The sequence below is a fragment of the Microbacterium sp. 2FI genome (assembly GCF_005502885.1).
GTDB lineage: Bacteria > Actinomycetota > Actinomycetes > Actinomycetales > Microbacteriaceae > Microbacterium.
In genome coordinates this window covers 350,103-374,419 of sequence record NZ_SCMR01000001.1, presented here as the reverse complement: position 1 = coordinate 374,419, position 24,317 = coordinate 350,103, and the positions used below count along the sequence as shown (strand labels likewise).

Annotated in this window: 19 protein-coding genes and 1 tRNA gene; 7 read left to right on the top strand and 13 right to left on the bottom strand. The window is 69.4% G+C overall.

The window, feature by feature from the left end; all coding sequences use genetic code 11:
* Positions 1–171 precede the first annotated feature (171 nt).
* Positions 172–2,136: an acetate--CoA ligase gene (gene acs / locus FFS15_RS01730; protein ID WP_137843260.1), complete on the top strand. Its 1,965-nt coding sequence runs from the start codon at positions 172–174 to the stop codon at positions 2,134–2,136.
* Here acs and FFS15_RS01725 read toward each other — a convergent pair whose 3' ends face one another.
* Positions 2,137–2,604: a RidA family protein gene (locus tag FFS15_RS01725; RefSeq protein ID WP_137843259.1), complete on the bottom strand. Its 468-nt coding sequence runs from the start codon at positions 2,602–2,604 to the stop codon at positions 2,137–2,139.
* Between the two features lie 3 nt (positions 2,605–2,607).
* Complete coding sequence (locus FFS15_RS01720; protein WP_137843258.1) at positions 2,608–2,823, bottom strand: DUF4177 domain-containing protein; 216 nt, start codon at positions 2,821–2,823, stop codon at positions 2,608–2,610.
* A gap of 110 nt (positions 2,824–2,933) precedes the next feature.
* Here FFS15_RS01720 and FFS15_RS01715 point away from each other — a divergent pair, with 110 nt between their 5' ends.
* The 5 genes from FFS15_RS01715 to FFS15_RS01695 all read left to right on the top strand — a co-directional run bounded on the left by FFS15_RS01715 (position 2,934) and on the right by FFS15_RS01695 (position 9,701).
* Positions 2,934–5,756: a transglycosylase domain-containing protein gene (locus FFS15_RS01715; RefSeq protein WP_137843257.1), complete on the top strand. Its 2,823-nt coding sequence runs from the start codon at positions 2,934–2,936 to the stop codon at positions 5,754–5,756.
* Positions 5,757–5,773: 17 nt separating this feature from the next.
* Entirely contained in the window at positions 5,774–6,691 is a 918-nt protein-coding gene (locus FFS15_RS01710; RefSeq protein WP_137843256.1) for a metallophosphoesterase, read from the top strand.
* Between the two features lie 128 nt (positions 6,692–6,819).
* Positions 6,820–8,778 carry a hypothetical protein gene (locus tag FFS15_RS18745; RefSeq protein WP_212743092.1) on the top strand — a complete coding sequence of 653 codons (1,959 nt, stop codon included), beginning with the start codon at positions 6,820–6,822 and terminating at the stop codon, positions 8,776–8,778.
* 18 nt (positions 8,779–8,796) lie between these two features.
* Positions 8,797–8,870, top strand: a tRNA-Pro gene (locus FFS15_RS01700).
* 54 nt (positions 8,871–8,924) lie between these two features.
* Positions 8,925–9,701, top strand: coding sequence for an HAD-IIB family hydrolase (locus FFS15_RS01695; protein WP_137843255.1), 777 nt, complete (start codon positions 8,925–8,927; stop codon positions 9,699–9,701).
* 22 nt (positions 9,702–9,723) lie between these two features.
* On the opposite strand, the gene FFS15_RS01690 is transcribed toward FFS15_RS01695, so the two are convergent.
* Together FFS15_RS01690 and FFS15_RS01685 are read right to left on the bottom strand one after the other, a co-directional pair.
* Positions 9,724–11,001, bottom strand: coding sequence for an alpha-hydroxy acid oxidase (locus FFS15_RS01690; protein WP_137843254.1), 1,278 nt, complete (start codon positions 10,999–11,001; stop codon positions 9,724–9,726).
* Positions 11,002–11,019: 18 nt separating this feature from the next.
* Positions 11,020–11,760 carry an FCD domain-containing protein gene (locus FFS15_RS01685; RefSeq protein ID WP_137843253.1) on the bottom strand — a complete coding sequence of 247 codons (741 nt, stop codon included), beginning with the start codon at positions 11,758–11,760 and terminating at the stop codon, positions 11,020–11,022.
* Positions 11,761–11,843: 83 nt separating this feature from the next.
* Between FFS15_RS01685 and FFS15_RS01680 the strand changes: the two genes are divergently transcribed.
* Positions 11,844–12,686, top strand: coding sequence for a DUF1295 domain-containing protein (locus FFS15_RS01680; protein ID WP_137843252.1), 843 nt, complete (start codon positions 11,844–11,846; stop codon positions 12,684–12,686).
* Positions 12,687–12,708: 22 nt separating this feature from the next.
* On the opposite strand, the gene galE is transcribed toward FFS15_RS01680, so the two are convergent.
* From galE to FFS15_RS01635, 9 genes are all read right to left on the bottom strand, one after another.
* Positions 12,709–13,728 (bottom strand): UDP-glucose 4-epimerase GalE, encoded by a 1,020-nt coding sequence (gene galE, locus FFS15_RS01675; RefSeq protein WP_137843251.1) that lies wholly within the window; start codon positions 13,726–13,728, stop codon positions 12,709–12,711.
* Positions 13,729–13,766: 38 nt separating this feature from the next.
* Positions 13,767–14,414: a thymidine kinase gene (locus FFS15_RS01670; protein WP_137843250.1), complete on the bottom strand. Its 648-nt coding sequence runs from the start codon at positions 14,412–14,414 to the stop codon at positions 13,767–13,769.
* A 22-nt stretch (positions 14,415–14,436) separates the two neighbouring features.
* Positions 14,437–16,479 carry a DUF2207 domain-containing protein gene (locus FFS15_RS01665; RefSeq protein WP_137843249.1) on the bottom strand — a complete coding sequence of 681 codons (2,043 nt, stop codon included), beginning with the start codon at positions 16,477–16,479 and terminating at the stop codon, positions 14,437–14,439.
* Positions 16,480–16,504: 25 nt separating this feature from the next.
* Positions 16,505–18,028: a malate:quinone oxidoreductase gene (locus FFS15_RS01660; protein ID WP_137843248.1), complete on the bottom strand. Its 1,524-nt coding sequence runs from the start codon at positions 18,026–18,028 to the stop codon at positions 16,505–16,507.
* A gap of 91 nt (positions 18,029–18,119) precedes the next feature.
* Positions 18,120–19,190 (bottom strand): aspartate-semialdehyde dehydrogenase, encoded by a 1,071-nt coding sequence (locus FFS15_RS01655; protein WP_137843247.1) that lies wholly within the window; start codon positions 19,188–19,190, stop codon positions 18,120–18,122.
* 30 nt (positions 19,191–19,220) lie between these two features.
* A complete protein-coding gene (locus FFS15_RS01650) occupies positions 19,221–20,507 on the bottom strand; it encodes an aspartate kinase (protein ID WP_137843246.1) in 1,287 nt (428 codons plus the stop codon).
* Positions 20,508–20,648: 141 nt separating this feature from the next.
* Positions 20,649–21,581 (bottom strand): DMT family transporter, encoded by a 933-nt coding sequence (locus FFS15_RS01645; RefSeq protein ID WP_137843245.1) that lies wholly within the window; start codon positions 21,579–21,581, stop codon positions 20,649–20,651.
* Positions 21,581–22,174 (bottom strand): recombination mediator RecR, encoded by a 594-nt coding sequence (gene recR, locus FFS15_RS01640; RefSeq protein WP_137843244.1) that lies wholly within the window; start codon positions 22,172–22,174, stop codon positions 21,581–21,583. The genes FFS15_RS01645 and recR overlap by 1 nt, the downstream gene beginning before the upstream one ends.
* Positions 22,175–22,177: 3 nt before the next feature.
* On the bottom strand, positions 22,178–24,292 hold the full coding sequence (locus tag FFS15_RS01635) for a DNA polymerase III subunit gamma and tau (RefSeq protein WP_137843243.1): 2,115 nt from the start codon (positions 24,290–24,292) through the stop codon (positions 22,178–22,180).
* Positions 24,293–24,317: the final 25 nt, after the last annotated feature.

The following is a 24,317-nucleotide window of genomic DNA, read 5'->3' as shown; positions in this document are numbered from 1 at the left end:
AATGCACCCGGCAAAACAGTCCGGGAGCGATCTCACTGATATATCGCTCGAGCCTCGCCGGACGCCCGTTCCCCACTATCGGGGGTAGTGCTCGCAGGCCACCGTGGGTAGCTTTCCCCTCAGACTCGCCGGAGACCGGCATCCACTCAGCCCGCAAAGGAGCGCGCTCGAATGAGCAGCCAGATCGACCACCTTCTGAACGAGACCCGACGCTTCGCGCCGTCCGCCGATTTCGCCGGGAACGCCGTCGCAACCGCCGACCTGTACGAGCGCGCAGCGACCGACCGCGAGGGCTTCTGGGGTGATCAGGCCCGCGACCTCCACTGGCACAAGCCCTTCACGCAGGTGCTCGACTGGTCGAACCCGCCGTTCGCGCAGTGGTTCGCCGACGGCGAGCTCAACGTCGCGTACAACTGCCTCGACCGACACGTCGAAGCCGGCAACGGCGATCGCGTCGCGCTCCTGTGGGAGGGCGAGCCCGGCGACGAGCGGCGCATCACGTATGCCGAGCTCACCGACGAGGTCAAGCGCCTGGCCAACGTGCTCGAGGGACTCGGCGTCGGGCACGGCGACCGGGTCGCGATCTACATGCCGATGATCCCCGAGGCCGTCGCCGCGATGCTCGCCGTCGCGCGCATCGGCGCGATCCACTCGGTGGTGTTCGGCGGGTTCTCGGCCGACAGCCTGCGGGCGCGCATCGACGATGCCGGCGCACGCCTGGTCATCACGGCCGACGGCGGCTATCGCAAGGGCAAGGTCTCACCGCTCAAGCCCGCCGTCGACCTCGCCCTCGGCGACCGAGGCACCGGTGTTCAGGAGACCGTCGAGCACGTGCTGGTCGTGAAGCGCGGCGGCAACGAGATCGAATGGACCGAGGGTCGCGATCTCTGGTGGCACGACGTCGTGCCCGCGGCATCCGCCGAGCACGAAGCGCAGTCGTTCCCCGCCGAGAACCCGCTGTTCATCCTCTATACGTCGGGGACGACGGGCAAGCCCAAGGGCATCCTCCACACCTCGGGCGGCTACCTCACCCAGGCCGCCTTCACGAACCGGGTCGTGCACGACATCCACCCGGAGACCGACGTCTTCTGGTGCACCGCGGACATCGGGTGGATCACCGGCCACAGCTACGTCACCTACGGTCCGCTCGCCAACGGTGCGACGCAGGTGCTTTTCGAGGGCACTCCCGACACCCCGCACCCCGGCCGCTGGTGGGAGATCATCCAGAAGTACGGCGTGACGGTCTTCTACACCGCGCCGACGGCGATCCGCTCGTTCATGAAGCTCGGCCGGGCCATCCCGAAGAAGTTCGACCTGTCGACGCTGCGCCTGCTCGGCTCGGTGGGCGAGCCCATCAACCCCGAGGCCTGGATGTGGTACCGCAAGATCATCGGCGGCAAGTCCGCGCCGATCGTCGACACGTGGTGGCAGACCGAGACCGGCGGCATCATGATCTCGGCGCTCCCGGGAGTCACCGAGACCAAGCCAGGCTCGGCGCAGGTGCCGCTGCCGGGCATCGCGATCGACGTCGTCGACGAGGACGGCTCGCACGTCGGCAACGGCAACGGCGGACTGCTGGTCGTGACCGAGCCCTGGCCGAGCATGCTGCGCGGCATCTGGGGCGACCCCGAGCGGTTCGTCGAGACGTACTGGGAGAAGTTCCGCACGCAGGGGTATTACTTCGCCGGTGATGGCGCGCGCCTCGACGATGACGGCGACGTGTGGCTGCTGGGCCGCGTGGACGACGTCATGAACGTGTCGGGCCACCGGCTCTCGACCACCGAGATCGAGTCGGCGCTCGTCGCGAACGAAGCGGTGGCCGAAGCCGCCGTGGTGGGCGCCTCCGACGAGACGACCGGACAGGCCGTCGCCGCGTTCGTGATCATCAAGCAGAGCTACCTCGCCGCCCACTCCCCCGACGGCCTCGCCCAGACGCTGCGCCAGTGGGTCGGCGCGCAGATCGGCCCGATCGCGCGACCGCGCGACGTCTACATCGTCGAGGAGCTGCCCAAGACCCGCTCGGGCAAGATCATGCGCCGGCTGCTGCGCGACGTCGCCGAGGGCCGCGAGGTCGGCGACACGACGACCCTCGCCGACACTGCGGTGATGTCGGTGATCAGCGCCCAGGTGCGGTGATCACGCGAAGCTGAAGACGACCTCGACCTCGACGGGGCTGTCGAGCGGCAGCACGGGCACGCCGACGGCCGAGCGGGCGTGCTTGCCGGCATCCGCGAAGATCTCGCCGAGCAGCTCGCTCGCGCCGTTGACGACGCCGGGCTGGCCGGTGAATTCGGGGACCGACGCGACGAAGCCGGTGACCTTGACGACGCCGGTGAGCCGGTCGACGCCGCCGACTGCGGCCGCTGCGGCCGCGACGGCGTTCAGCGCGCACTGGCGGGCATAATCCTTGGCGTCGGCGGCGGGGACGAGGCCATGCCCGTCACCGACCTTGCCGGTCGCCGGCAACGCGCCCGAGATCATGGGAAGCTGTCCGGCGGTGAACACGAGGTCGCCGTGGGCCTTGGCTGGAACGTAAGCCGCGACCGGCGGCACAACATCGGGAAGACGGATGCCGAGCTCGGCGAGGCGCTCTGAGATCGTCATCACTCAGCCCTGCTCGAACTGTCGGGCAGCCTGGGCTGCGGCATCAAGTCCGGCGTTCGCGTCGCCGCCGCCCGTGGGGCGCTTGAGGTACGCGACGAGCCCGCCCTCCGGACCCGGGACGACCTGCACCAGCTCCCAGCCCTGCTTGCCCCAGTTATTGAGGATCGCGGCGGTGTTGTGGATCAGAAGGGGCGTGGTGAGGTACTCCCACGTCGTCATCGCAGCTCCTCGGATTGAGCGGAAGATCGGGCTGATGAAGGCTGGGAAACACCTTCGCGGGCGCACGCCTGTCAAGGGATCGCCCAGGCAACTCCCCTACGATCAAGCCTATGCCTGATACCAAACGCACGGCTACCGGTGTGCTCGGCGGCCTCGCCGGCCTCGTCGGCCTCAGTGCTGTCGCCGGAGTTCTCATCTCCGCCACTGTCACTCCGGCGATCGCCCTGTCTGGTGCAGCCGCGTCGAGCGCGATCACGATGTTCGACAGCCTTCCGAGCGTGCTCGACATCGACAAGCTCATGCTGCCGACCACGATCTACGCCAAGAACGCCGAGACCGGCGAGGATCAGGTCCTCACCCAGTTCTACGACCAGAACCGCTCTCCCGTCGAGTACGAGGAGATCCCCCTCGTGATGTACGACGCGATCCTCTCGAGCGAAGACCCGCGGTACTTCGAGCATGGCGGCATCGACCTCATCGGCACGACCCGCGCCGTGCTGTCGAACCTGCAGGGCGGCGCCGAGACCCAGGGTGGCTCGTCGATCAGCCAGCAGTACGTCAAGAACATCCTCGTGCAGCGCTGCGAAGCCACCGCCGAGGCCACCGCCCGCGAAGAGCTCACGGCCGAGGCCGAGGCCGCAGCGGCGGAGTCCGGGGAAGACGTGATCGTTCCGACGATCGATGACATCATCGCCCGCCGCGACCAGGTCAACGCGAACTGCTGGACCGAGGCGACGACGGCGGTCGGCAACGAGGGCATCGAGCGCAAGCTCCAAGAGATGCGCTACGCGATCGCCCTCGAGCAGAAGTACTCGAAAGAGGAGATCCTCCTCGGCTACCTCAACATCGCCAACTTCGGCGGCACGACCTACGGCATCGACGCCGCGGCCCGCCGCTACTTCGGCGTCGCTTCGAAGGACCTCACCGTCGCGCAGGCGGCAACGCTCGCGGGCATCGTGCAGAACCCGAACACCTACCGCATCGACATGCCCGGCGGCACCGTCACCGATGCCGACGGCAACGCGATCAACGCGCAGGCGGACGGCGAAGTCAAGGCAGGAGCCGGTCAGCTGGCGGCACTGGACAGCCTTCTCGCCTCGGGCACGATCACTCAGGAGCAGTACGTGGCCGCAGGCGACGGCTACACCTCGACCAAGGGCCGTCAGCTGTATGTGCTCAGCCGCATGCTCGACGACAAGAAGATCACGCAGGAGCAGTACGACGCGGCCGTGCTCGAGCCGATCACGCCGAACATCACGTCTCCGAAGACCGGCTGCGAGGCAGCCAAGGGCGCACAGTACTTCTGCCAGTACGTGCGCTACGTGATCGAGCGCGACCCCGCGTTCGGCGCGACCGCCGAGGAGCGCACCGAGGTGCTCAAGCGCGGCGGTCTGAACGTCTACACGACGCTGGATTGGCGCCTGCAGAACGAGGCGCAGAGCACGATCACCGAGGTGGCCCCGACATCCGTCGCCGGCGGCAAGTTCGGCGCCGCCGCCGCGAGCATCGAGGCCGGCACCGGCCGCATCCTCTCGATCGCGCAGAACACGAAGTTCAGCGAGTCGATCACCGATGACGTCAACTACACGCCGATCGTGTACGCCGGCGATCTGAACTTCGGAAACTCGATCGGCTTCAGCGCGGGATCGACCTTCAAGCTCTTCACGCTCGTGAACTGGCTCGAGAACGGTCACTCGGTGCGCGAGGTCGTCAACGGCAGCAATCGCAAGATCACCACCTTCCCCGCCGAGTGCCTGGGTGGTGTGTGGGCGGAGAACCCCGGCTACGAGCCCGGCAACTTCGATCGCCAGCGAGGCTACGTCGGAACCCCGATGCAGTTCACCGCGCAGTCGCTCAACTCCGGTTACCTCGCGATGGCCGCCGAGCTCGACATCTGCGACATCATCGACACCGCCGCGAAGATGGGCGTGACCCAGCCCGACGGCAGTCCGTTCCAGGCGATCGGGCCGAACCAGGTCATCGGCTCGGACATCGTGTCGCCCATCGCGATGGCCGGTGCCTACGCGACCGTCGCGAACAACGGCATCTACTGCGAGCCCCAGGCGATCGATCGCGTGACCGACTCCGACGGGAACGAGATCGCGAAGCCCGAGCGCACCTGCTCGCAAGTGATCGACCCGAAGGTCGCGGCGACTGCGGCGTATGCGCTCGAAGGCGTCATGAACGGCGGCACCGGTAGCCGCGCCAACCCGTACGACGGCACTCCGCTCCTCGGCAAGACCGGTACCCACCAGGAGTGGCAGACCTGGATGGTCGAATCCAGCAGCAAGGTCGCGACGGCCGCGTGGGTCGGCAACGCCGAGGGCTCGATCGACATGTTCAAGAACTGGCACAACGGCAACCAGCTCTCGCAGCTGCGCTACATCATCGCCGAAGACATCCAGCGTGTCGCGAACCAGTTCTACCCGGGCGCGGCATTCCCAGGCCCCGACAGCAACCTCAGCCGTCAGGTGCTCACCGAGCTGCCGAACGTCGTCGGCAAGTCCGTCGACGAGGCGCGGAAGACGCTTGAGGGGGCCGGCTTCCAGGTCGTCGTCGGCGACGCCGTCGACTCCGATGCCGCTCGCGACATCGTCGCGGCGCAGAATCCGGGGGCCGGGCAGGTCGCCGGTGGCACCACGGTGACGATCAGCCCCAGCAACGGCCAGGGCATCACGGTTCCCGACGTCTCGGGCTTCAAGCTCGACCGCGCGGTTTCCGAGCTCCGCCAGGCCGGATTCGGCAACGTGCAGCCCGGATCGTGCTCGGTCGACGAGAACGCCGACGGGCAAGGCACCGCGGGCGGCACCGATCCCGCCGCGGGCGAGGTGGTCAATCGCAATACCGCGATCACCGTGTCGTACTCCAGCCCCGACTGCGGCGGTGGCGGCGGACCGGGCGGCGGCAACGGCAACGACGACAACGACGACTAGTGCCACGCGGATCCTCCATGACCGCCCTCTCCGCACTCGGTGCGGTGGGGGCGGTCGGCATCGGTGCTGCCGTCTGGGGCATCGGCATCGAGCGGTACCTGTTCACGGTTCGCCGTCATGACCTCGCGATACTGCCGACCGGGGCGCCGTCCGTGCGTGTGCTCCACCTCTCCGATGCCCACATGGCGCCGTGGCAGCACCGCAAGCAGCGCTTCATCGCGTCGCTCGCCGAAGAGCTCCAGCCCGACATCGTCATCAACACCGGCGACAACATGGGTCACCCCGAGGGTCTGCGCGGGCTTCGCGCCGCGTTCGATCCCCTGCGCGGCATCCCCGGCGCCTTCGTGCACGGGTCCAACGACCACATCGCCCCCTCGCCCCGCAACCCGTTCAAGTACTTCCTGGGTCCGTCGACGGTCACGCATGAGCCCGAGCCCCTCGACACGCAGGCTCTGGACGGCTACCTCGCCGATGAGCTCGGCTGGATCGATCTCAACAACGCGGCGGGTTCGCTGGACGCTGCGGGCCTGCGAATCGCCGCGTTCGGCGTGAGCGACGCCCACCGCGGCTGGGATCGACTCGAAGACCTCCCCGACCTCGTCGAGGATCTGCGCGCCGACGGCCCGGCGACGATCACGCTGGGCGTCACCCACGCGCCGTATCGCCGCGTTCTCGACACCTTCACCGGCCTCGGCGCCCAGGCGATCCTCGCCGGGCACACGCACGGCGGACAGGTGCGGGTTCCCGGCTACGGCGCGCTCGTCGCCAACTGCGACATCCCGCTGAAGCAGGCCCGCGGGCTGAGTGAGTGGACCCACGACGGAGTAACCGTCCCGCTCAACGTGAGCGCCGGACTCGGCCACTCGATCTACGCCCCGGTGCGATTCGCCTGCCGCCCCGAGGCATCCCTCCTGACGCTCGTCGCGCGCGCCTGACGCGCCGCCGTCCGGCGGTTCCTCCCCAGTCGGCGCGGCTGCGGCATTCGTCCCCAGACCGCCCGAACGGTCCACAAGGATGTGCGCGACGCGCGAGCATCGAGTCCTCTCACCCGGAGGACACCCCGATGACGATCTCGACCACCCGCCCCCGCCGGCATCCCCGACGCCGCACTGCCGCAGCGATCGTGGCGCTTCTCATCGTGATGGCGGGAGCCGTGGTGGCGACGAACCCCGCGCATGCCGCCTCGCCGGGGAGCGGCTTCGGCACGTGGGCTCCGACGTCTGCCTACGGCTGGCACGGCTCGATGCTCATCGGCGGCGTGCACACGTACTGCATCCTGCCCGGCGCCCCCGCTCCGACGGGAACGAGCGTGGACCGTGGCATCAGCGGTTCGGCCGCGAGCCTCTCACCCCGCCAGTTGACCGGGATCAACCTCCTCGTGACGAAGTACGGACAGACCACCGATCCGGTGCGGGCGGCCGCAGTGGGATGGGCGGTGAAGGCCATCGCGAACTGGGACGAGACACTTCACCACTTCGGGTATCGCGGCTCGTCGCTCGCCGGCGCCATCAACTGGACCTTCGCGAGCCTCGCGCCCGCGCACAATCTCGCAGTCCAGCGCCTCGCGGTCTCGTACTACAACGAAGCCACCCGGGTCTCCCCCGGCGTCGTGTCGGCGAGCGGCGAGTTGGCCATCACGACGGATGCCGCAGACCCGCGCCGCGGCACGGTGCGCCTTGACTCAGAGGCCGTCACTGCACGGGGGACGATCACGCTCGTCGGTGCCACCTTCGACGACACGGGCGGGGCCGAACTGCGCGACGCCGTATCCGGACGCGCGTACCCGTTCACGGCGGTGGGCTCGGCTCCCGGGCGTCCGTTCTCGGTGAGCGCGACCGGCTCGTTCACCGCAGGTCTCGCGGCCGCCGTGCGGCACTTCACGACGCGAGGCGGCCAAGACACAGCCGGCCCTGCAGGCGACGTGCGCTTCGCTGCGGCGGGAGCGGATGCCGAGCCCCGTGTGGCGCTGTTCGCGCCGACCGTCAGCACACAGGTGGCGGGGCGCTATGCGTCCGGCGGCCCCTTCATCGACGATGTGACCTTCGGCGGCGACCTCGCCGCGTGGCCGCGCTCCGCCGGCGGCGCACATCTCGCCGTCGTCGCCACTGCGGGGGTGTTCCGCACCGCGACGGTGCCGACCCCGGGTGCTGCGCCGCCGGCCGAAGCCGTTCACGTGGGCGACCTGACGCTCGAGACGGATGCCGCCGGGCCGGACGGCGCGACGCGGGTCACCTCGACGTGGGTGATGGACCAGCCCGGCTTCTACACCGCCGTGTGGACGATCCGCAGAGACCGGCAGCGATCAGAGGTCGCCGCAGCCCTTCGTGGGGACGACGAATGGACCGAGACATTCGGCACGCCGTCGCAGATCGTCATGGTCCCCGACGTGTCGTCCCGAGCAGAGCCCGAGGCGACGGTCGGCACATCGATGAGCGACACGATCGTCGTGGCGGACCCGCTGCCCACCGGCGGACTCGTCGTCTCGTCGGCCGTCTACCGCGCCGTCGACGGCGTCCCGCCCGAAGAGACGTGCGTGCCGGGGAATCAGGTCTGGACGAGCGCCGCAGAGCGAGTGACCGAGCCGGGTGAGTACGTCGTGACGTCGCCGGCCGTCGATCAGGCCGGCACCTACCACTGGCAGGAACGCGCGGAAGACGCCGACGGCACGCTCGTGCACCTCGGCACGTGTGGTGTGCCGCACGAGACGACGCGAGTGACGGCACCCGTGCCACCATCCGCGCCCAGCCCCACCCCCACGCCGACGCCCGAGCCGGCTACTCCGGCACCGACCCCCACACCGACACCGACGCCGACGCCCGCGCCGGTCGTCACGACACCGACACCTGCACCGCAGTCAGGGGCGCCCGCATCCCAGCCACCCGAACCCCTCGCGGCGACGGGTTTCGATGCCGGCGGATTGCGCGGCATCGCCGGCGCCGCGATCGCGATCGGGACGATCGGGGCGACGCTCTTCGGGCTGCGCGATCGCCGTCGGTTCGGCGCACGCCCTCGCATCGGGTAGACTCGCAGGGTTGCAAAACGGGGTGTGGCGCAGCTTGGTAGCGCGCGTCGTTCGGGACGACGAGGCCGCAGGTTCAAATCCTGTCACCCCGACAACTGAAAGGCTCCGCCGGAAGGCGGAGCCTTTCGCACGGAAGGACCGACCCGATGACCCGCAGCATCCCGCCCCGCCTCGTCGCTTTCGATCTCGATGACACGCTCGCGCCCTCCAAGAGCGCGATCGACCCGCGGATCGGCGACCTCCTCGTAGCCCTTGCCGAGCGCGTCGAGGTGGCGATCATCTCGGGCGGTCAGCTCGCGCAGTTCACCGCGCAGGTCGTCGACCGCCTCCCCGCCACCGCCGCGGCGGTCCGCGAGCAGCTGCATCTGCTGCCCACGTGCGGCACTCAGTACTACCGCCTCTCGGAATCGGGCATCTTCACGGTCTATGCGCACGCGCTCACCGGCGACGAGAAGTCCCGCGCACTCGCCGCGGTCGAGGAGGAGGCCCGCCGCCTGGGCCTGTGGGAGACCGAGACGTGGGGAGACATCCTCGAGGACCGCGGCTCGCAGATCACGTTCTCGGCGCTCGGGCAGAGGGCGCCGCTCGCGGTGAAGACCGCGTGGGACCCCACCGGCGAGAAGAAGAACACGCTCCGCAGCGCGGTCGCTGCCCGCATCCCCGATCTCGAAGTGCGCTCGGGTGGTTCCACATCGGTCGACATCACCCACCGCGGCATCGACAAGGCCTACGGCATGCACCAGCTCGCCGAGCAGACCGGCATCCCCCTCGACGACATGCTGTTCGTCGGCGATCGCCTGGATCCCGACGGCAACGACTACCCGGTGCTCGCGATGGGCGTCCGCTGCCACGCGGTCGACGGCTGGGAAGACACGGCGGCATTCCTCGACACGCTGATCCCGACCCTCCCGCTGCGCGCCTGACCTCGGCGCGCAGCGACGCGCGTCAGGCCTTCGTCGCGACGCGCCGCGGCGCCCGCGCTGCCGCGGGCTGCGCGACCGGAACGAGACGCTGCAGCTGTGTGACGTGCTTCGGCTCGAGCTCGGCGAGAGTCGAGACGCCCAACAGCTTCATCGTCCGCTCGATCTCGCTGCGCAGAATCGCGATCGTGCGGTCGACGCCCTGGCGCCCGCCGGCCATGAGGCCGTAGAGGTAGGCCCGCCCGATCAGCGTGAACTTCGCGCCCAGCGCGATCGAGGCGACGATGTCGGCGCCGTTCATGATGCCGGTGTCGACCATGACGGTCGCATCGCGACCGACCTCGCGCACCACGTGCGGCAGCAGGTGGAACGGAATCGGTGCGCGGTCGAGCTGGCGCCCGCCGTGGTTCGAAAGGATGATGCCGTCGACGCCGGCATCGATCAGGCGCTTGGAGTCCTCGACGTTCTGAACGCCCTTCACGACGATCTTGCCCGGCCAGATCTCGCGGATGATCGCGAGGTCGTCGAAGCTGATCGTCGGATCCATGGCCGAGTTGAGGAGCTCGCCGACGGTACCGCCCGTCGTCGAGAGTGACGCGAACTCGAGCTTGGGGGTCGTCAGGAAGTCGTACCACCACCAGGGCCGCGGGATCGCGTTGATGATCGTGCCCAGGGTCAGCTGGGGCGGGATCGAGAAGCCGTTGCGCTTGTCGCGCAGGCGCGCGCCTGCGACCGGGGTGTCGACGGTGAACTGCAGCGTGTCGAAGCCCGCCGCCGCTGCGCGCCGCGCGAGGGCGTACGAGATCTCGCGGTCGCGCATGACGTACAGCTGGAACCAGTTGCGTCCGTTCGGGTTCGCCTTCTTCACGTCCTCGATCGAGGTCGTTCCGAGGGTCGACAGCGTGAACGGGATGCCCGCGGCGCCCGCCGCCGACGCCCCCGCGATCTCGCCCTCGGTCTGCATCAGACGCGTGAAGCCCGTCGGCGCGATGCCGAACGGAAGCGCGCTGGGTCCGCCGAGGATCTCGGTGGACATGTCGACGTTCTCGGCGGGGCGCAGCACACCCGGGTGGAACTCGATGTCTTCGAACGCCTGACGCGCCCGCGTCAGCGACAGCTCGCCCTCGGCTGCCCCGTCGGTGTAGTCGAAGGCTGCCTTCGGGGTGCGGCGCTTGGCGATCGTCCGCAGGTCGTGGATCGTGAGCGCTCCCTCGAGGCGCCGCTTGCGACCGTCGAGCTCGGGCTTCTTGAACTGCATGAGCTCGAGGAGCTCGGCGGGGTTGGGGAGCTGGCGCTGAACCATGGGCATTCCTTCTTCGTGTCAGTCGTGAGTGCGGGCCAGGCCCGCTTCGGCGTAGTAGCCGGTGATGTGGTCGTGGATCAGGGTGCGCGCCCGGGCGGCATCGCCCGCGTCGACCGCGGCGAGGATCGCGCGGTGCTCGTGACGGAGACGGGATGCCGCGGCATCCCATTCCGAGATCCGCGCCGCACCCGCCTGGACATACGTCTCGATGGCGGTGCGCAGACCCGCCATCATCGCGGCGATGACGGCGTTGCCCGATGCCTCGGCGAGCGCGAGGTGGAGCTGCGCGTCGAGGGCGAGGAATTCGGCGGGGGTGAGGTCGGGGGCGTCCATCGCATCGAGCACGGCGTGGGCGTCCGCCGTCGCCGAGCCGGTGGTGTCGGCCGCAGCAGCCTCGGCCAGCGCTTCGACAACTGCCGATTCGAGCACGAGGCGCGTACGCACGACGTCGTCGAGCGGGAATCCCTGCGCCGCGACCTGCAGCCGCAGGAGCGCCGACATGCCGCCGCGCGGAGTCGCGATGATGATCGCCCCCGACGTCGGCCCCGATCCCGTGCCGGTGCGGATGAGGCCCATCACCTCGAGGACGCGCAGCGCTTCCCGGACGCTCGATCGCCCGACGCCGAGCGAGGTCGCGAGCTCACGCTCGCCGGGCAGCCGGTCGCCGGGAGCGAGGCGACCGTCGAGCAGGTCGGACTCGATCTTCTCGAGCACGATCCGCCAGGCCCGTGCCGCAGGCGCCGCCGTGGTCTCGTCCACTCTGCTCCTCGTCGACTGTGGTCCGACCACAGTAGCGCGTGGTCAGACCACATGCCAACCCGGTCCGCGTCTAGGCTGACGCCATGGATCCACTCCTCCTCGTCCTCATCGTCGCGGGCGCCGTCAGCGCATTCTGCTGGATCGCATCGCTCATCACGAAGGACACCTCGTGGGTCGACCGCCTCTGGTCGATCGTTCCGGTGGTCTACGTCTGGATCTTCGCGGGGGCCGCGATAGCGGAGGGACGGGATGCCGCACGCCTGATCGTCATGGCCCTGCTCGTCACCGCATGGGGCGCGCGCCTGACCTTCAACTTCGCCCGCAAGGGCGGCTACAGCGGCATGGAGGACTATCGCTGGGCGGTCCTGCGCAAGCGGATGAGCCCGACGCAGTTCCAGCTGTTCAATCTGTTCTTCATCGTGCTTTACCAGAACGCCCTGCTGGTGCTCATCACGCTCCCCGCCCTCGTCGCATGGCAGAATCCGGTGCCGTTCACTGCCTGGGATGCCGCGGTCGCGTTGCTGTTCACGGCGCTGCTGGTCGGTGAGACCGTCGCCGACCAGCAGCAGTGGCGGTTCCACCAGGCCAAGAAGGCGGCGGGCGGCACCCTCGAGCCCGGGTTCGCCACCACGGGGCTGTTCGCGTACAGCCGACACCCCAACTTCTTCTTCGAGCAGGCGCAGTGGTGGGTGTTCTATGCGATCGGCGCGACGGCCGCTGCCGGACTCGGCGTCTGGGGCGGTTCACTGAACTGGACGATCGCGGGGCCGGCGCTGCTGACGCTCCTGTTCATCGGCTCGACGATCTTCACCGAGTCGATCACCGCGTCGAAGTACCCGGCGTACGCCGACTATCGGCGGACGACCTCGATGCTCGTGCCACTCCCCCGCCGTCGCCCACGATCCGGAGAGCCGAAGGTCGCCTGAGTCCGAGACCCACGCTCGCGCGTCAGCCGCGCGGGTAGCCGTCGGGGTTCTGCGTCTGCCAGTTCCAGTAGTCCCGGCAGGCATCGTCGATCGACAGGTCAGCCGTCCACCCGAGCTCACGTTGCGCCTTCGCCGGGTCGGCGTAGCTCGCGGCGACGTCGCCCGGCCGCCGAGCGACGATCACCTGAGGGATGCTGCGACCGCTCGCCCGCTCGAACGCGGCGATGAGATCGAGCACGCTCACCGGCTCGCCCGTGCCGAGGTTGTAGACCGCGTACCCCGACGCGGCGTGCTCGAGGGCGGCGACGTGGCCCGCGGCGAGATCGCTCACGTGGATGTAGTCGCGCAGGCCCGTTCCGTCGGGGGTGTCGTAGTCGTCGCCGAAGACGGCGACCTGCTCGAGCGAGCCGATCGCGACCCGCGAGACGAACGGCATCAGGTTGTTCGGGATGCCGTTCGGGTCCTCGCCGATGAGTCCCGAGGTATGGGCGCCGACGGGGTTGAAGTACCGCAGGCTCACGACGGCGAGACCGGGATCGGCAGCGGCCGCATCGGAGAGGATCTCCTCGATGATGCGCTTGGTCTTGCCGTAGGGGTTCGCGAGGTCGATGCCGGTCGGCGACTCCTCGGTCAGCGGCAGCTGCTCGGGGGTGCCGTACACGGTCGCCGAACTCGAGAAGACGAGCGAGCGGATGCCGGCTGTGTCCATGACCTTCAGCAGCGCGATCGTGGTGCCGAGATTGACGTCGTAGTAGCGGACGGGCTCGGCCATCGACTCGCCCACGGCCTTGAGTCCCGCGAGATGGATGACGGCATCGACGGGAGCGTGCTCGGCGACGAACCCGGCAACGGCCGCCTCATCGCGCACGTCCGCCACCAGGAGCGGAACTGCGGCACCGGTGATCGTCTCGATGCGGGCGACCGCCTCGGCGCTCGTGCCGGAGAGGTCGTCGACGATGATGACGTCGTGGCCGGCTTCGATGAGTGCGACCGCGGTATGTGCGCCGATGTAGCCGGCACCGCCGGTGAGGAGTACTCGCATGGTCTCCAGCCTAGAGCGCGAGGGCGGTCGGCCTCACATCAGCCGAGACGCCCGCCCGATGCCGTGAGATAGCACTCCGCGCACATCGACTCATACGTCACACGGTCGGTCGAGAGCTCGTCGATCGCGACCTGGTCGCCGTCGAACACGAAGCGCCCTCCGACCAGACGCGCGTTGAAGAGCGCCTTGCGACCGCAGCGGCAGATGGTCTTCAGCTCCTCCAGCGTGTGGGCGAGTTCGAGCAGACGCCGGGATCCGGGAAACGCCTGCGTCTGGAAGTCGGTGCGGATGCCGTATGCCAGCACGGGAATGCGGTCCATCACCACGATCCGCAAGAGGTCGTCGACCTGCTCGCGCGTGAGGAACTGGGCCTCGTCGATGAGAAGGCACGCGACATCGACGGCGTGCTCGTCGGATTCGGGAACCAGGGTGTCGGCGGCATCCGCGCGCAGCCGCTCGCGGTGCTCGGAGAACAGGACGCGCAGCTCGGCGTCGGGAGCGATGAGGAAGTCGACCGTGCGCTCCATGCCCAGACGGCTCGAGATCTGCTCGGCACCCTTCGTGTCGATCGCGGGCTTCGCCAGCAGCACATGCTGACCGCGCTCCTCGTAGTTGTAGGCGGCCTGCAGGAGCGATGTCGACTTGCCCGAGTTCATCGCCCCGAAGCGGAAGTACAGTTTGGCCACGAAGAGAGCGTAGTCCGGGCGATCAGCGCCCGCCGAACCCGCCGCCGCCTCCGCCGCCGCCGGAGAAGCCGCCGCCGGACGAGCCGCCCGACGAAGACCAGCTCGACCCCGAGCTCGACCCACCCGAACTCGACGAGCCACTCGAGACCGGCGTCGCGGCGAGGCGCCCGATCGCGTTCGACGCACTCGAGATCGAGTCGCTCGTGACGGCATCGAAGAGCGAGACTCGGGCGACGGATGCTGCTGCCGGCGCCGCGGCGCGGATGACGCCCACCCATTCCCGCTCCATGCCGAACAGCACCGCATACGGCAGCAGCCGCTCATAGAGGTTGACGACGTCGGCGCCAGGCGCGTTCGGAGCGTCGCCGAACGCCCGCGTGCCTGACGACACGAGGTCTGCGGTGCGCGGGGACTGAGCGGCGCGCAGCCGGTCCTCTTCGGCGAGGCGCAGATACTCGTGGATGCCGTCGAGATACGTGCGGTGCATGCCCCCGGCCAGCGTCAGCGTCGATTCCGGCATCCCGAACATCGGGAGGATGAACCCCGCGAAGAACCCGCTGGCGATCGCCGCGACGAACAGCAGGCTGCCGAAGCCGCCGAGGTCGCCGAGCACCTCGAAGGCGCCATCGCTCAAGAAGATGAGGGCGAAGCCGAGGCCGAGACCGCCGAGTTGGAAGGCTCCTCGCACGAAGTCGATCCAATCGGGAAGCTTGCTGCGGTAGCCGCGCTGCAGCGTGAAGTCGTCGATCCGCCGCACGTATGTCACCGCCCGGCTGGGCGGCTTGCGGGCGAACGAGCCCAGGTCGACATCGGCGCCCGGCTCGGCGCCCTTGCCGAACAGGGTGTCGACGACGCGCCGGTCGTCGTGCTCGAGTCCCTCGGGATCCCGCAGGATCAGCTCGAAGTCCTCGGGATCGTCGCGGTCCTCCCGCGCACGGATCTCGAGCTTGTCGCGCACCGCAAGATCGACCACGTGCGCGGCGAGCGCTCTCGCCGGGACGTCGAGGACTCCTGCCGACAGCGTCAGCGACTCGTCGTCCGGCGGTGTGTACTGCACGACGACGGGCGAGTCATCGGGATTGCGGCGCGCCGCCAGCCGCACGACGATCAGGAACACGAGTCCGCCGATGCCCGACAGCAGGGCGCCCAAGGGAATGATCCACTGCCACCACGGGTACGGGGGCGGCGGGGGCGGGGTCGGCGCGGCGAACGTGCCCTGCTCGAAGCCGACGACCACGGTGACGTTCTCGTAGGGCCCCACATCGGCCTCTCGCGCCGTGAAGCGGACGGGGGGCGCAGCATCCGTTACCGACTCCGCACCCGCCCACGCGAGATACTCCAACGGCCACGGCTCACCGTCGACAGGCCCCTCGATCGCGCACTCGGCGGTCGAGCCGGCCGGCCCCGTATAGCAGAACGTGCGCCCGTCGATGAGGCCGGATGCCGGAGCCCCCGCGACGTGGATGCGCGCCGTCACCTCGTCGAACGGCTGCGCGTGGTCGGTGCCGACCGTGTCCCAGTAGAACTCGTCGGCCCCGGTGTCTTCGTAGCGGAGCACGACGTCGCTCATCGCGTAGGTCAGTACGTAGGTCTGGGCGCCGCGCACGTACGTGTCGTCGCCGGTGAGCACGTAGACCCACTCGTCGTCGCTCTCGGTCCACCACTGAATCGGGGCGCCGTCCGCGCCGGTGACCTCGATCACCATCGTGCCGAGATCGATACCGCTGTCGATGCGCGGAAGGGCGCGGACGATGCCCTTGTTCTGATCGAACTCCGGAAAGCGGGCGACGATCGTCTCGACGGTCAGCAGGCTGCTGCGACGGCCGGCGTCGCGGGCGAGCCAGTAGTCGACCTCGAACGAGTCGAACGAGAAGTCGTCGACGGATGCCGCGACTCCGGTGCGCAGCGCTGCGACCGGGTCGGCCTCGGCGCCCCGCGCGGCGATGCTCGCGGGCTGGGCGTCGGCGGCGACCCTGGGGACGACGACGATCGCGACGACGACGATCGCGACGATCGCGACGGCGAGCACCCAGGCCCGCCATGCGGACCCTCCCCGAAGCTGCATGCCCCCACCCTAGGGGCAGGCCCGGTCAGGCAGTCAAGGCGAGCGTCTGAGCGGTCTCTGCGAGCGCTTCCTCCGCCGCTTCGGGGCGCGGGTTGAGGGTCTCGCCATAAGTCGGGATGAGATCGCGCAGCTGCGACTCCCACGTGTCGATGTGCTCGGGGAAGCAGGTCTTCATGAGGCCGAGCATGATCGAAACCGCCGTCGAGGCGCCGGGCGACGCTCCCAGCAGACCCGCGATCGTGCCGTCGGCGCCGGTGACGACCTCGGTGCCGAACTGCAGGATGCCGCCCTTCTCAGGGTCCTTCTTCATGACCTGCGCGCGCTGGCCGGCCTGGATGAGCTCCCAGTCCTCGTCCTTCGCGGTCGGAACGAAGGTGCGGAGGCTGTCGACCTTCTTGGAGTGGTTCTTCAGCAGCTCGCCGACGAGATACGTGATGAGCGAAGGGTTGTCCCACGCCACCTTGAGCATCGGCCCGAGGTTGCCGGGGCGCACCTGCGTGACGAGGTCGAGGATCGAGCCGTTCTTCAGGAACTTCGGGCTGAAAGTCGCGAACGGTCCGAACAGGAGCGATGCCTCGCCGTCGACCACACGGGTGTCGAGGTGGGGCACCGACATCGGCGGTGCGCCGACCGAGGCCTGCGAGTACACCTTCGCCTTGTGCTTGGCCACGAGCGCGGGGTTCGTCGTCTTCAGGAACTGGCCGCCGATCGGGAAAACGCCGTACCCGGAGATCTCGGGGATGCCCGAGTTCTGCAGCAGCTTCAGCGCCCAGCCGCCCGCGCCCACGAAGACGAACTTCGCGCGGATCTCGCCGGGAGTGCGGCCGATCGACCGGCGGTAGCGCACGCGCCACGTGCCGTCGTCCAAGCGCTTGAGGCTGCGCACCTCGGTGTTGGTGCGGACGTCTGCCCCACGGCCTGCGAGGTGGTCGAAGAGCTGGTGAGTGAGCGCGCCGAAGTCGACGTCGGTGCCCGCGGGCACGCGGGTCGCCGCGAATGGCTCGCCCGCGCGACGCTTCTGCATGAGCAGCGGCGCCCACGTGTTGATGACGCGGGAGTCCTCGCTGTACTCGATACCGGCGAAGAGCGGCTCCTGCTTGAGTGCCTCGTAGCGCTTCTTGAGGAACGCGACGTCCTTCTCACCGCGGACGAAGGTCATGTGGGGCGTCGCGTTGATGAAGGTCGTCGGCTCGTCGAGCACGCCGCGCTCGACGAGCGTCGACCACAGCTGCCGGCTCTGCTGGAACTGCTCGTTGATCGAGATCGCCTTGGCGGGGTCGACCGAGCCGTCCTTGCCCTCGGGCGTGTAGTTGAGCTCGCACAGCGCCGCGTGACCGGTGCCGGCGTTGTTCCACGCGTTCGACGATTCGAGGGCGACGTCGTGGAGCCGCTCGAACACCGAGATCTTCCAGTCGGGCTGGAGCTCCGAGAGGAGCGTGCCGAGGGTCGCGCTCATGATGCCGCCCCCGATCAGGAGGACGTCGACGGTTCCGGCGGGAAGGTCGCTGTCGTCAGGGTGGGGAAGCGCGGAGTCGTGCGTGTCTGTCACCCGACAATTCTAGGCGCGCGTGAAAGCGCCCCCGACCGGAGGACGGCTGTGCGGGCGAAAGTCCCGGGGTTCTTGACGACCCGGAAAGGCGTCAGGCCGTGACGCCGAGCGAGGCCGCGACGACCTCGGCGATCTGCACGGCGTTGAGCGCTGCACCCTTGCGGAGGTTGTCGTTCGAGATGAAGAGAACGAGTCCCTTGCCCTCGGGCGCGGACTGGTCGGCGCGGATGCGTCCGACGAAGCTCGGGTCCTTGCCTGCTGCCTGCAGCGGCGTCGGCACCTCTTCGAGCACGACGCCCGGCGCTGCGGCCAGGAGCTCGCGGGCGCGGTCGGGCGTGATGTCGCGCGCGAACTCGGCGTGGATCGAGAGGGAGTGGCCGGTGAAGACGGGGACGCGAACGCACGTGCCGGCGACGCGGAGGTCGGGCAATTCGAGGATCTTGCGGCTCTCGTTGCGGAGCTTCTTCTCTTCGTCGGTCTCGTTCCAGCCGTCGTCGACGAGGCTTCCGGCGAGCGGGATGACGTCGAACGCGATGGGGGCGACGTACTTCTCGGGTGCCGGGAAGTCGACCGCCGAGCCGTCGTGCACGAGGTCGAGCGTGTTCCCCTGGGCGAGGACGCCCTCGACCTGGCCGAGCAGCTCCTGAGCACCGGCCAGGCCCGAGCCCGAGACCGCCTGGTAGGTCGACACGATGAGGCGCTCGAGGCCGGCCTCGGCGTCCAGCACCTTCAGCACCGGCATCGCGGCCATCGTGGTGCAGTTCGGGTTGGCGACGATGCCCTTGCGGGCTTCGGCGATCGCGTGCGGGTTGACTTCGCTGACGACGAGCGGCACCTCGGGGTCCATGCGCCACGCGCTCGAGTTGTCGATGACGAGTGCCCCCGCCGCCGCGAAGCGCGGAGCGTGAGCGCGGCTGCCGGTTGCCCCGGCGGAGAACAGGGCGATGTCGATGCCCGCCGGGTCGGCGGTCGCGATGTCTTCGATGACGACCGTCTCGCCGGCGTACTCGACGGCGGTGCCGGCCGAACGGGCGGTGGCGAAGAGGCGCAGCTCGCGGATCGGGAAGCGCCGATCCGCGAGGATCTCGCGCATGACGGTGCCGACCTGACCGGTGGCGCCGACCACGGCGACGGAGAGTCCGGAATCTGCGATGCGTGTCATTCGGGGATTCTACCTTCGGTGGAGGATGGGCTAGCGGCCGGTGCCGGCGTGCACGACGGCATCCGAGTCGCCGTCGAGGCCGTAGGCGGTGTGTACGACGCGCGCCGCGGCGGCCAGGTCGTCGCCGCGCACGACGACGGAGATGCGGATCTCGGAGGTCGAGATCATCTCGATGTTGATGCCCGAGATGCTGAGCGCCTCGAAGAGCGTCGCCGAGACGCCCGAGTGCGTGCGCATGCCGGCGCCGACGACCGAGAGCTTGCCGATCTGGTCGTCGTGGACGAGATTCTGGAACCCGATCTCCGCCTGGTCGCCCGCGAGTGCCTTGAGCGCGATCGCCGACTCGGTCTTGGGGAGCGTGAACGAGATGTCGGTGCGGCCCGTCGCCGCCGCCGAGACGTTCTGCACGATCATGTCGACGTTCGCGCCGGACTTGGCGATCACCTTGAAGATCTCGGCGGCCTTGCCCGGCACATCGGGCACGCCGATGACCGTGATCTTCGCCTGGCTGAGGTCGGTCGCGACACCCGCGACGATCGGCTCTTCCATGTTGTCTCCCTCTTCGCCGTCGGGGAGGGTCATCCCCGGGCCGAGCACGTAGGTTCCGACGCCCGAACTGAACGTCGAGCGCGAGTGGATCAGGACGCCGTGGCGGCGCGCGTATTCGACAGCGCGGATGTACAGCACCTTCGCGCCGTTGGCCGCGAGCTCGAGCATCTCCTCCGCCGACACGACGCTCAGCTTGCGCGCCTTCGGCACCACACGCGGGTCGGCGGTGAAGATGCCGTCGACGTCGCTGTAGATCTCGCAGACATCGGCGTCGAGGGCTGCGGCGAGCGCGACGGCGGTGGTGTCGGAACCTCCACGGCCGAGCGTGGTGATGTCGCGGGTGTCGCGGTTGAAGCCCTGGAACCCGGCGACGATGACGATCGCGCCCTCGTCGAGCGCCTCGCGCAGGCGGATCGGGGTGACATCCACGATGCGCGCGGCGCCGTGGGTGGCGTCGGTGATCATGCCCGCCTGGCTGCCGGTGAACGAGCGTGCCTCGAAGCCCATCGAGTGGATCGCCATCGCCAGCAGCGCCATCGAGATGCGCTCGCCGCTCGAGAGCAGCATGTCGAGCTCGCGAGGCGCCGGGATCGGGGCGACCTGCCCGGCGAGGTCGAGCAGCTCATCGGTCGTGTCGCCCATCGCGCTGACGGCGACGACGACGTCGTGGCCCGCGCGGCGGGTGTCGACGATGCGCTTCGCGACACGCTTGATGCTCTCCGCATCGGCGACGGACGACCCGCCGTACTTCTGGACGATCAGCGCCACGATGGAACTCCCGGAAGTGCCGTCGTTCGGCACGCTGTGTGACGGGCGGGCGATCGGATGCCGCGCCCGAGGATCCATCTTACGGACGTCGTCATTCCCGGCCCGCCATGTGACAGGGGCGGGCGCTGAGCCGACGGCCGCTCAGCCCGGCGCGATCGGAGGCAGATCGCCGGCCGGCTTCGCAGTGCGCACCGTGCCCCCGGTCGCAGCGAGCCAGCAGCCGAGGATCACGAGCGGGAACCCCACGATCAGGCCCAGTGTGATCTCCTCCCCCAGGATCAGGATGCCGAGAACGATCGCGACGACGGGGTTGACGTACGTGAACAGCGGCGCTCGGACTGGTCCGACGCGCGCGATCAGCGCGAAGAACACGATGAAGGCAACAGCAGTGCACAACACGGCGAGCAGGACGAGCGCGACCGTGCTCCGGACCGTCGGCACCTCGTGCTGTGTCAGCAGCGCGATCGGCAGATAGACGATGCCGACGGCCAGCAGAGCGACCGTCACGCTGCCGAGCGCCGGGACGTCCTTCAGCTGTCGCGCCACGATGAACGGTGCGATCGCGTAGCAGACCGCGACCAGCAGCACCTCGCCGATGGCGACGAGCCCCGCTCCGCCGTCGATGGCGAGCCCCGGGCCGACGACGATCACAGCGACGCCCGCGAAGCCGATGAACAGCCCGATGGATCGCGCAGGGGTCAGCACCGACCGATCGCCGCCGCCCAGTGCGATCATCGCGGCGAAGAGCGGAACCGTCGCTACGAGCAGTCCGGTCAACCCCGATGACAGTGTCTGCTCCGCGTGGGCGAGCAGCACGAACGGCCCTGCCATCTCGATGGCGCCGAAGGCCAGCACCCAGCCGATCTTGCCGAAAGCGGGGCGGATCGCCTTCTGGCGCAGTGCGAACGGCACGAGGATGAGTGCGCCCAGCAGCGTGCGCCCGGCGACCACGGCCGCCGGAGAGTAGGAGTCGACGGCCTCTTTGATGAACAGGTACGGGATGCCCCAGAGCACCGCCATCGCGCCGAACAGGATCCATGCGCGTGTGCCGAACCGCGATGCCACTGCGTCCATCAGATCGAGCGGCGGCCCTCGAACGCGCGGCCGAGGGTGACCTCGTCGGCGTACTCGAGATCGCCGCCGACGGGGAGCCCCGACGCGAGCCTGGTCACGCTGATCTCGAGGGTGTGCAGCAGACGGCTGAGATAGGTCGCGGTCGCCTCGCCCTCGAGGTTGGGATTCGTCGCGAGGATCACTTCCTGCACCGTGCCGTCGGCGAGCCGCTGCATGAGCTGAGTGATGCGGAGGTCGTCGGGCCCGACGCCCGCGATCGGGCTGATGGCGCCGCCGAGCACGTGATACAGACCGCGGAACTCGCGCGTGCGCTCGATCGCCGCGACGTCCTTCGCGTCTTCGACCACGCAGATGAGCGAAAGGTTGCGGCGCGGGTCGCGGCAGATGCCGCAGCGGTCCTGCTCGGAGACGTTCCCGCAAACCTCGCAGAAGCGCACCTTCTCGCGGACGTCGGTGAGGAGCTCGGCGAGGTGGGAGACGTCGAAGTTGGGGGTCTGCAGGATGTGGAAGGTGATCCGCTGCGCCGACTTCGGGCCGATACCCGGCAGGCGCCCGAACTCGTCGATCAGGTCTTGCACGATGCCGTCGTACATGGTCTAGCTGAACCTCGTCGGCTGCTCGTAGGGCTCCTCGCGGATGAACGTCGCACCGAGCACCTGCCGGATGACCGCTTCGCCGTAGCGCTGCACGCCGTCGCTGCGGGTGGCGGCCGCAGGGGGCAGCGGCGGTGCGATCACCGGCGGCACCGGCGCATCGACGGCGATCTCGACCGGGGCGTCTTCGGCCTCGTCGGGGTCGACCGAGACGGCGACCTCGGCCGTCGGCAGCACCTCTCCCTCGCGCGGCGGAGCGAGGGTGGCGATGCGAACGGCGGATGCCGCGCCCGCGGCGTCTTCGGGCTCGTCATCGACCGCGAATTGACTGCGGGCGTCCGGCGCCGGGTCGGGCGGCGGCGCATCGGCGTCGGTCGGGATGGGTGCGACGGCCCACTCGGTGACGGGGGCCGCGGCTGCAGCGGACGGGCGTGGGGCGGGCGCATCGGAAGCGCGAGCGGACTCGGGCCGATCAGCGGCAGGTGCGCTCCGCGCAGGCCGGGCTTGCTTGGCGGGCGGCACAGTTGCGGGCGCGGATCTGCCGACAGGCGGTGCCGACGGGTCTTCCGGCGCCGGCGGGGGCTCGTCGTCGGGCGGCGGAGGCTCGTCGGGGTGACCCGCACCGGGCTCGTACTTGGCGAGGTACTTCACCCGCAGACCGAGCACCGCGATGATCGCCTGGCGGAGGTCTTCGCTCGGCCCCTTGCCGGCCGCCAGATGCTTGAACTTGGCGACGTCAGCCTGGCTCTGGAAGGAGAGGGTGAGCACATCGCCCGCCAGGGACGAGACGCTCGCCCCGGAGGCGAGCAGCCAGGACGACCGGCTGATGCCTTCGAGGTTGCCGAGCACCTCGGGCCATGCGTCGCGCAGGCGCTGGAGAGTCACCGGACCCGATGGCACGGGAGCCGCCGGTGCTGCGGACGGCTGCGCGGGCGTCGCGTCGGGCGCAACCACGGGGGGCGCAGCGGCAACGGGCGCAGCCACGGGGGGCGCCGCCACAGGTGTCGCCGCAGCATCCGCTCCCCGCGCCAGCACGCGCGCGACCATCAGCTCGAGCTGAAGCCGGGGCGAGGTCGCGCCGGTCATGTCGTCGAGCGTGGCGATGACGAGGTCGGCGGTGTGCGACAGCCGCGAAGCGCCGTAGGTGTCGGCCTGTCGCTGCATGCGCGCGAGGTCTTCCGCCGAGAGTCCGCGCAGCACGGACGCAGCCCCCTGACCCGTCGCCGCGACGACGATGAGATCGCGAAGGCGCTCGAGCAGATCGTCGACGAACCGACGTGGGTCTTGCCCCGTCTGAACCACGCGGTCGACCGCGGCGAACGCCGCCGCGGCATCACCCGCGCCGAACGCGTCGACGACCTCGTCGAGAAGCTCGGCATGCGTGTATCCGAGCAGCGAGACTGCTCGGGCGTACGCGACTCGCGAGTCCTCCGACCCGGCGATGAGCTGATCCAGGAGCGACAGCGTGTCTCGCGGCGAGCCGCCCCCGGCCCGCACGACGAGCGGCAGCACACCTGCCTCGACCTCGACGCCCTCGGTCGCGCACAGCTCTTGCACGTACTCGAGCATCGCCGCGGGCGGCACGAGCCGGAACGGGTAGTGGTGGGTGCGCGAGCGGATCGTCCCGATGACCTTCTCGGGCTCGGTCGTCGCGAAGATGAACTTGACGTGATCGGGCGGCTCTTCCACGAGCTTGAGCAGCGCGTTGAAGCCCTGCGGCGTGACCATGTGGGCCTCGTCGAGGATGAAGATCTTGAATCGGTCGCGCGCGGGCGCGAACACCGCGCGCTCACGCAGGTCTCGCGCGTCGTCGACGCCGTTGTGGCTCGCCGCGTCGATCTCGACGACGTCGAGCGAACCGCCCCCGCCGCGACCGAGTTCGACGCAGCTGTCGCACGTGCCGCACGGGGTGTCGGTGGGGCCGGCTGCGCAGTTGAGACAGCGGGCGAGGATCCGGGCCGACGTCGTCTTGCCGCATCCGCGCGGACCCGAGAACAGGTAGGCATGGCCGACGCGGTCGCCGCGCAGCGCCGTCATGAGCGGCTCGGTGACCTGGGACTGGCCGATCATCTCGCCGAACGACTCGGGTCGGTAGCGGCGGTAGAGGGCTGTGGTCACGCCTCCACCCTAAGCCGTGCCTGCG

Bases quoted from the DNA above. Each gene is read 5' to 3' on its own strand.
- acs (WP_137843260.1), top strand. From the start codon at position 172: ATGAGCAGCCAGATCGACCACCTTCTGAACGAGACCCGACGCTTCGCG.
- FFS15_RS01725 (WP_137843259.1), bottom strand. From the start codon at position 2,604: ATGACGATCTCAGAGCGCCTCGCCGAGCTCGGCATCCGTCTTCCCGAT.
- FFS15_RS01720 (WP_137843258.1), bottom strand. From the start codon at position 2,823: ATGACGACGTGGGAGTACCTCACCACGCCCCTTCTGATCCACAACACC.
- FFS15_RS01715 (WP_137843257.1), top strand. From the start codon at position 2,934: ATGCCTGATACCAAACGCACGGCTACCGGTGTGCTCGGCGGCCTCGCC.
- FFS15_RS01710 (WP_137843256.1), top strand. From the start codon at position 5,774: ATGACCGCCCTCTCCGCACTCGGTGCGGTGGGGGCGGTCGGCATCGGT.
- FFS15_RS18745 (WP_212743092.1), top strand. From the start codon at position 6,820: ATGACGATCTCGACCACCCGCCCCCGCCGGCATCCCCGACGCCGCACT.
- FFS15_RS01695 (WP_137843255.1), top strand. From the start codon at position 8,925: ATGACCCGCAGCATCCCGCCCCGCCTCGTCGCTTTCGATCTCGATGAC.
- FFS15_RS01690 (WP_137843254.1), bottom strand. From the start codon at position 11,001: ATGGTTCAGCGCCAGCTCCCCAACCCCGCCGAGCTCCTCGAGCTCATG.
- FFS15_RS01680 (WP_137843252.1), top strand. From the start codon at position 11,844: ATGGATCCACTCCTCCTCGTCCTCATCGTCGCGGGCGCCGTCAGCGCA.
- galE (WP_137843251.1), bottom strand. From the start codon at position 13,728: ATGCGAGTACTCCTCACCGGCGGTGCCGGCTACATCGGCGCACATACC.
- FFS15_RS01665 (WP_137843249.1), bottom strand. From the start codon at position 16,479: ATGCAGCTTCGGGGAGGGTCCGCATGGCGGGCCTGGGTGCTCGCCGTC.
- FFS15_RS01655 (WP_137843247.1), bottom strand. From the start codon at position 19,190: ATGACACGCATCGCAGATTCCGGACTCTCCGTCGCCGTGGTCGGCGCC.
- FFS15_RS01645 (WP_137843245.1), bottom strand. From the start codon at position 21,581: ATGGACGCAGTGGCATCGCGGTTCGGCACACGCGCATGGATCCTGTTC.
- recR (WP_137843244.1), bottom strand. From the start codon at position 22,174: ATGTACGACGGCATCGTGCAAGACCTGATCGACGAGTTCGGGCGCCTG.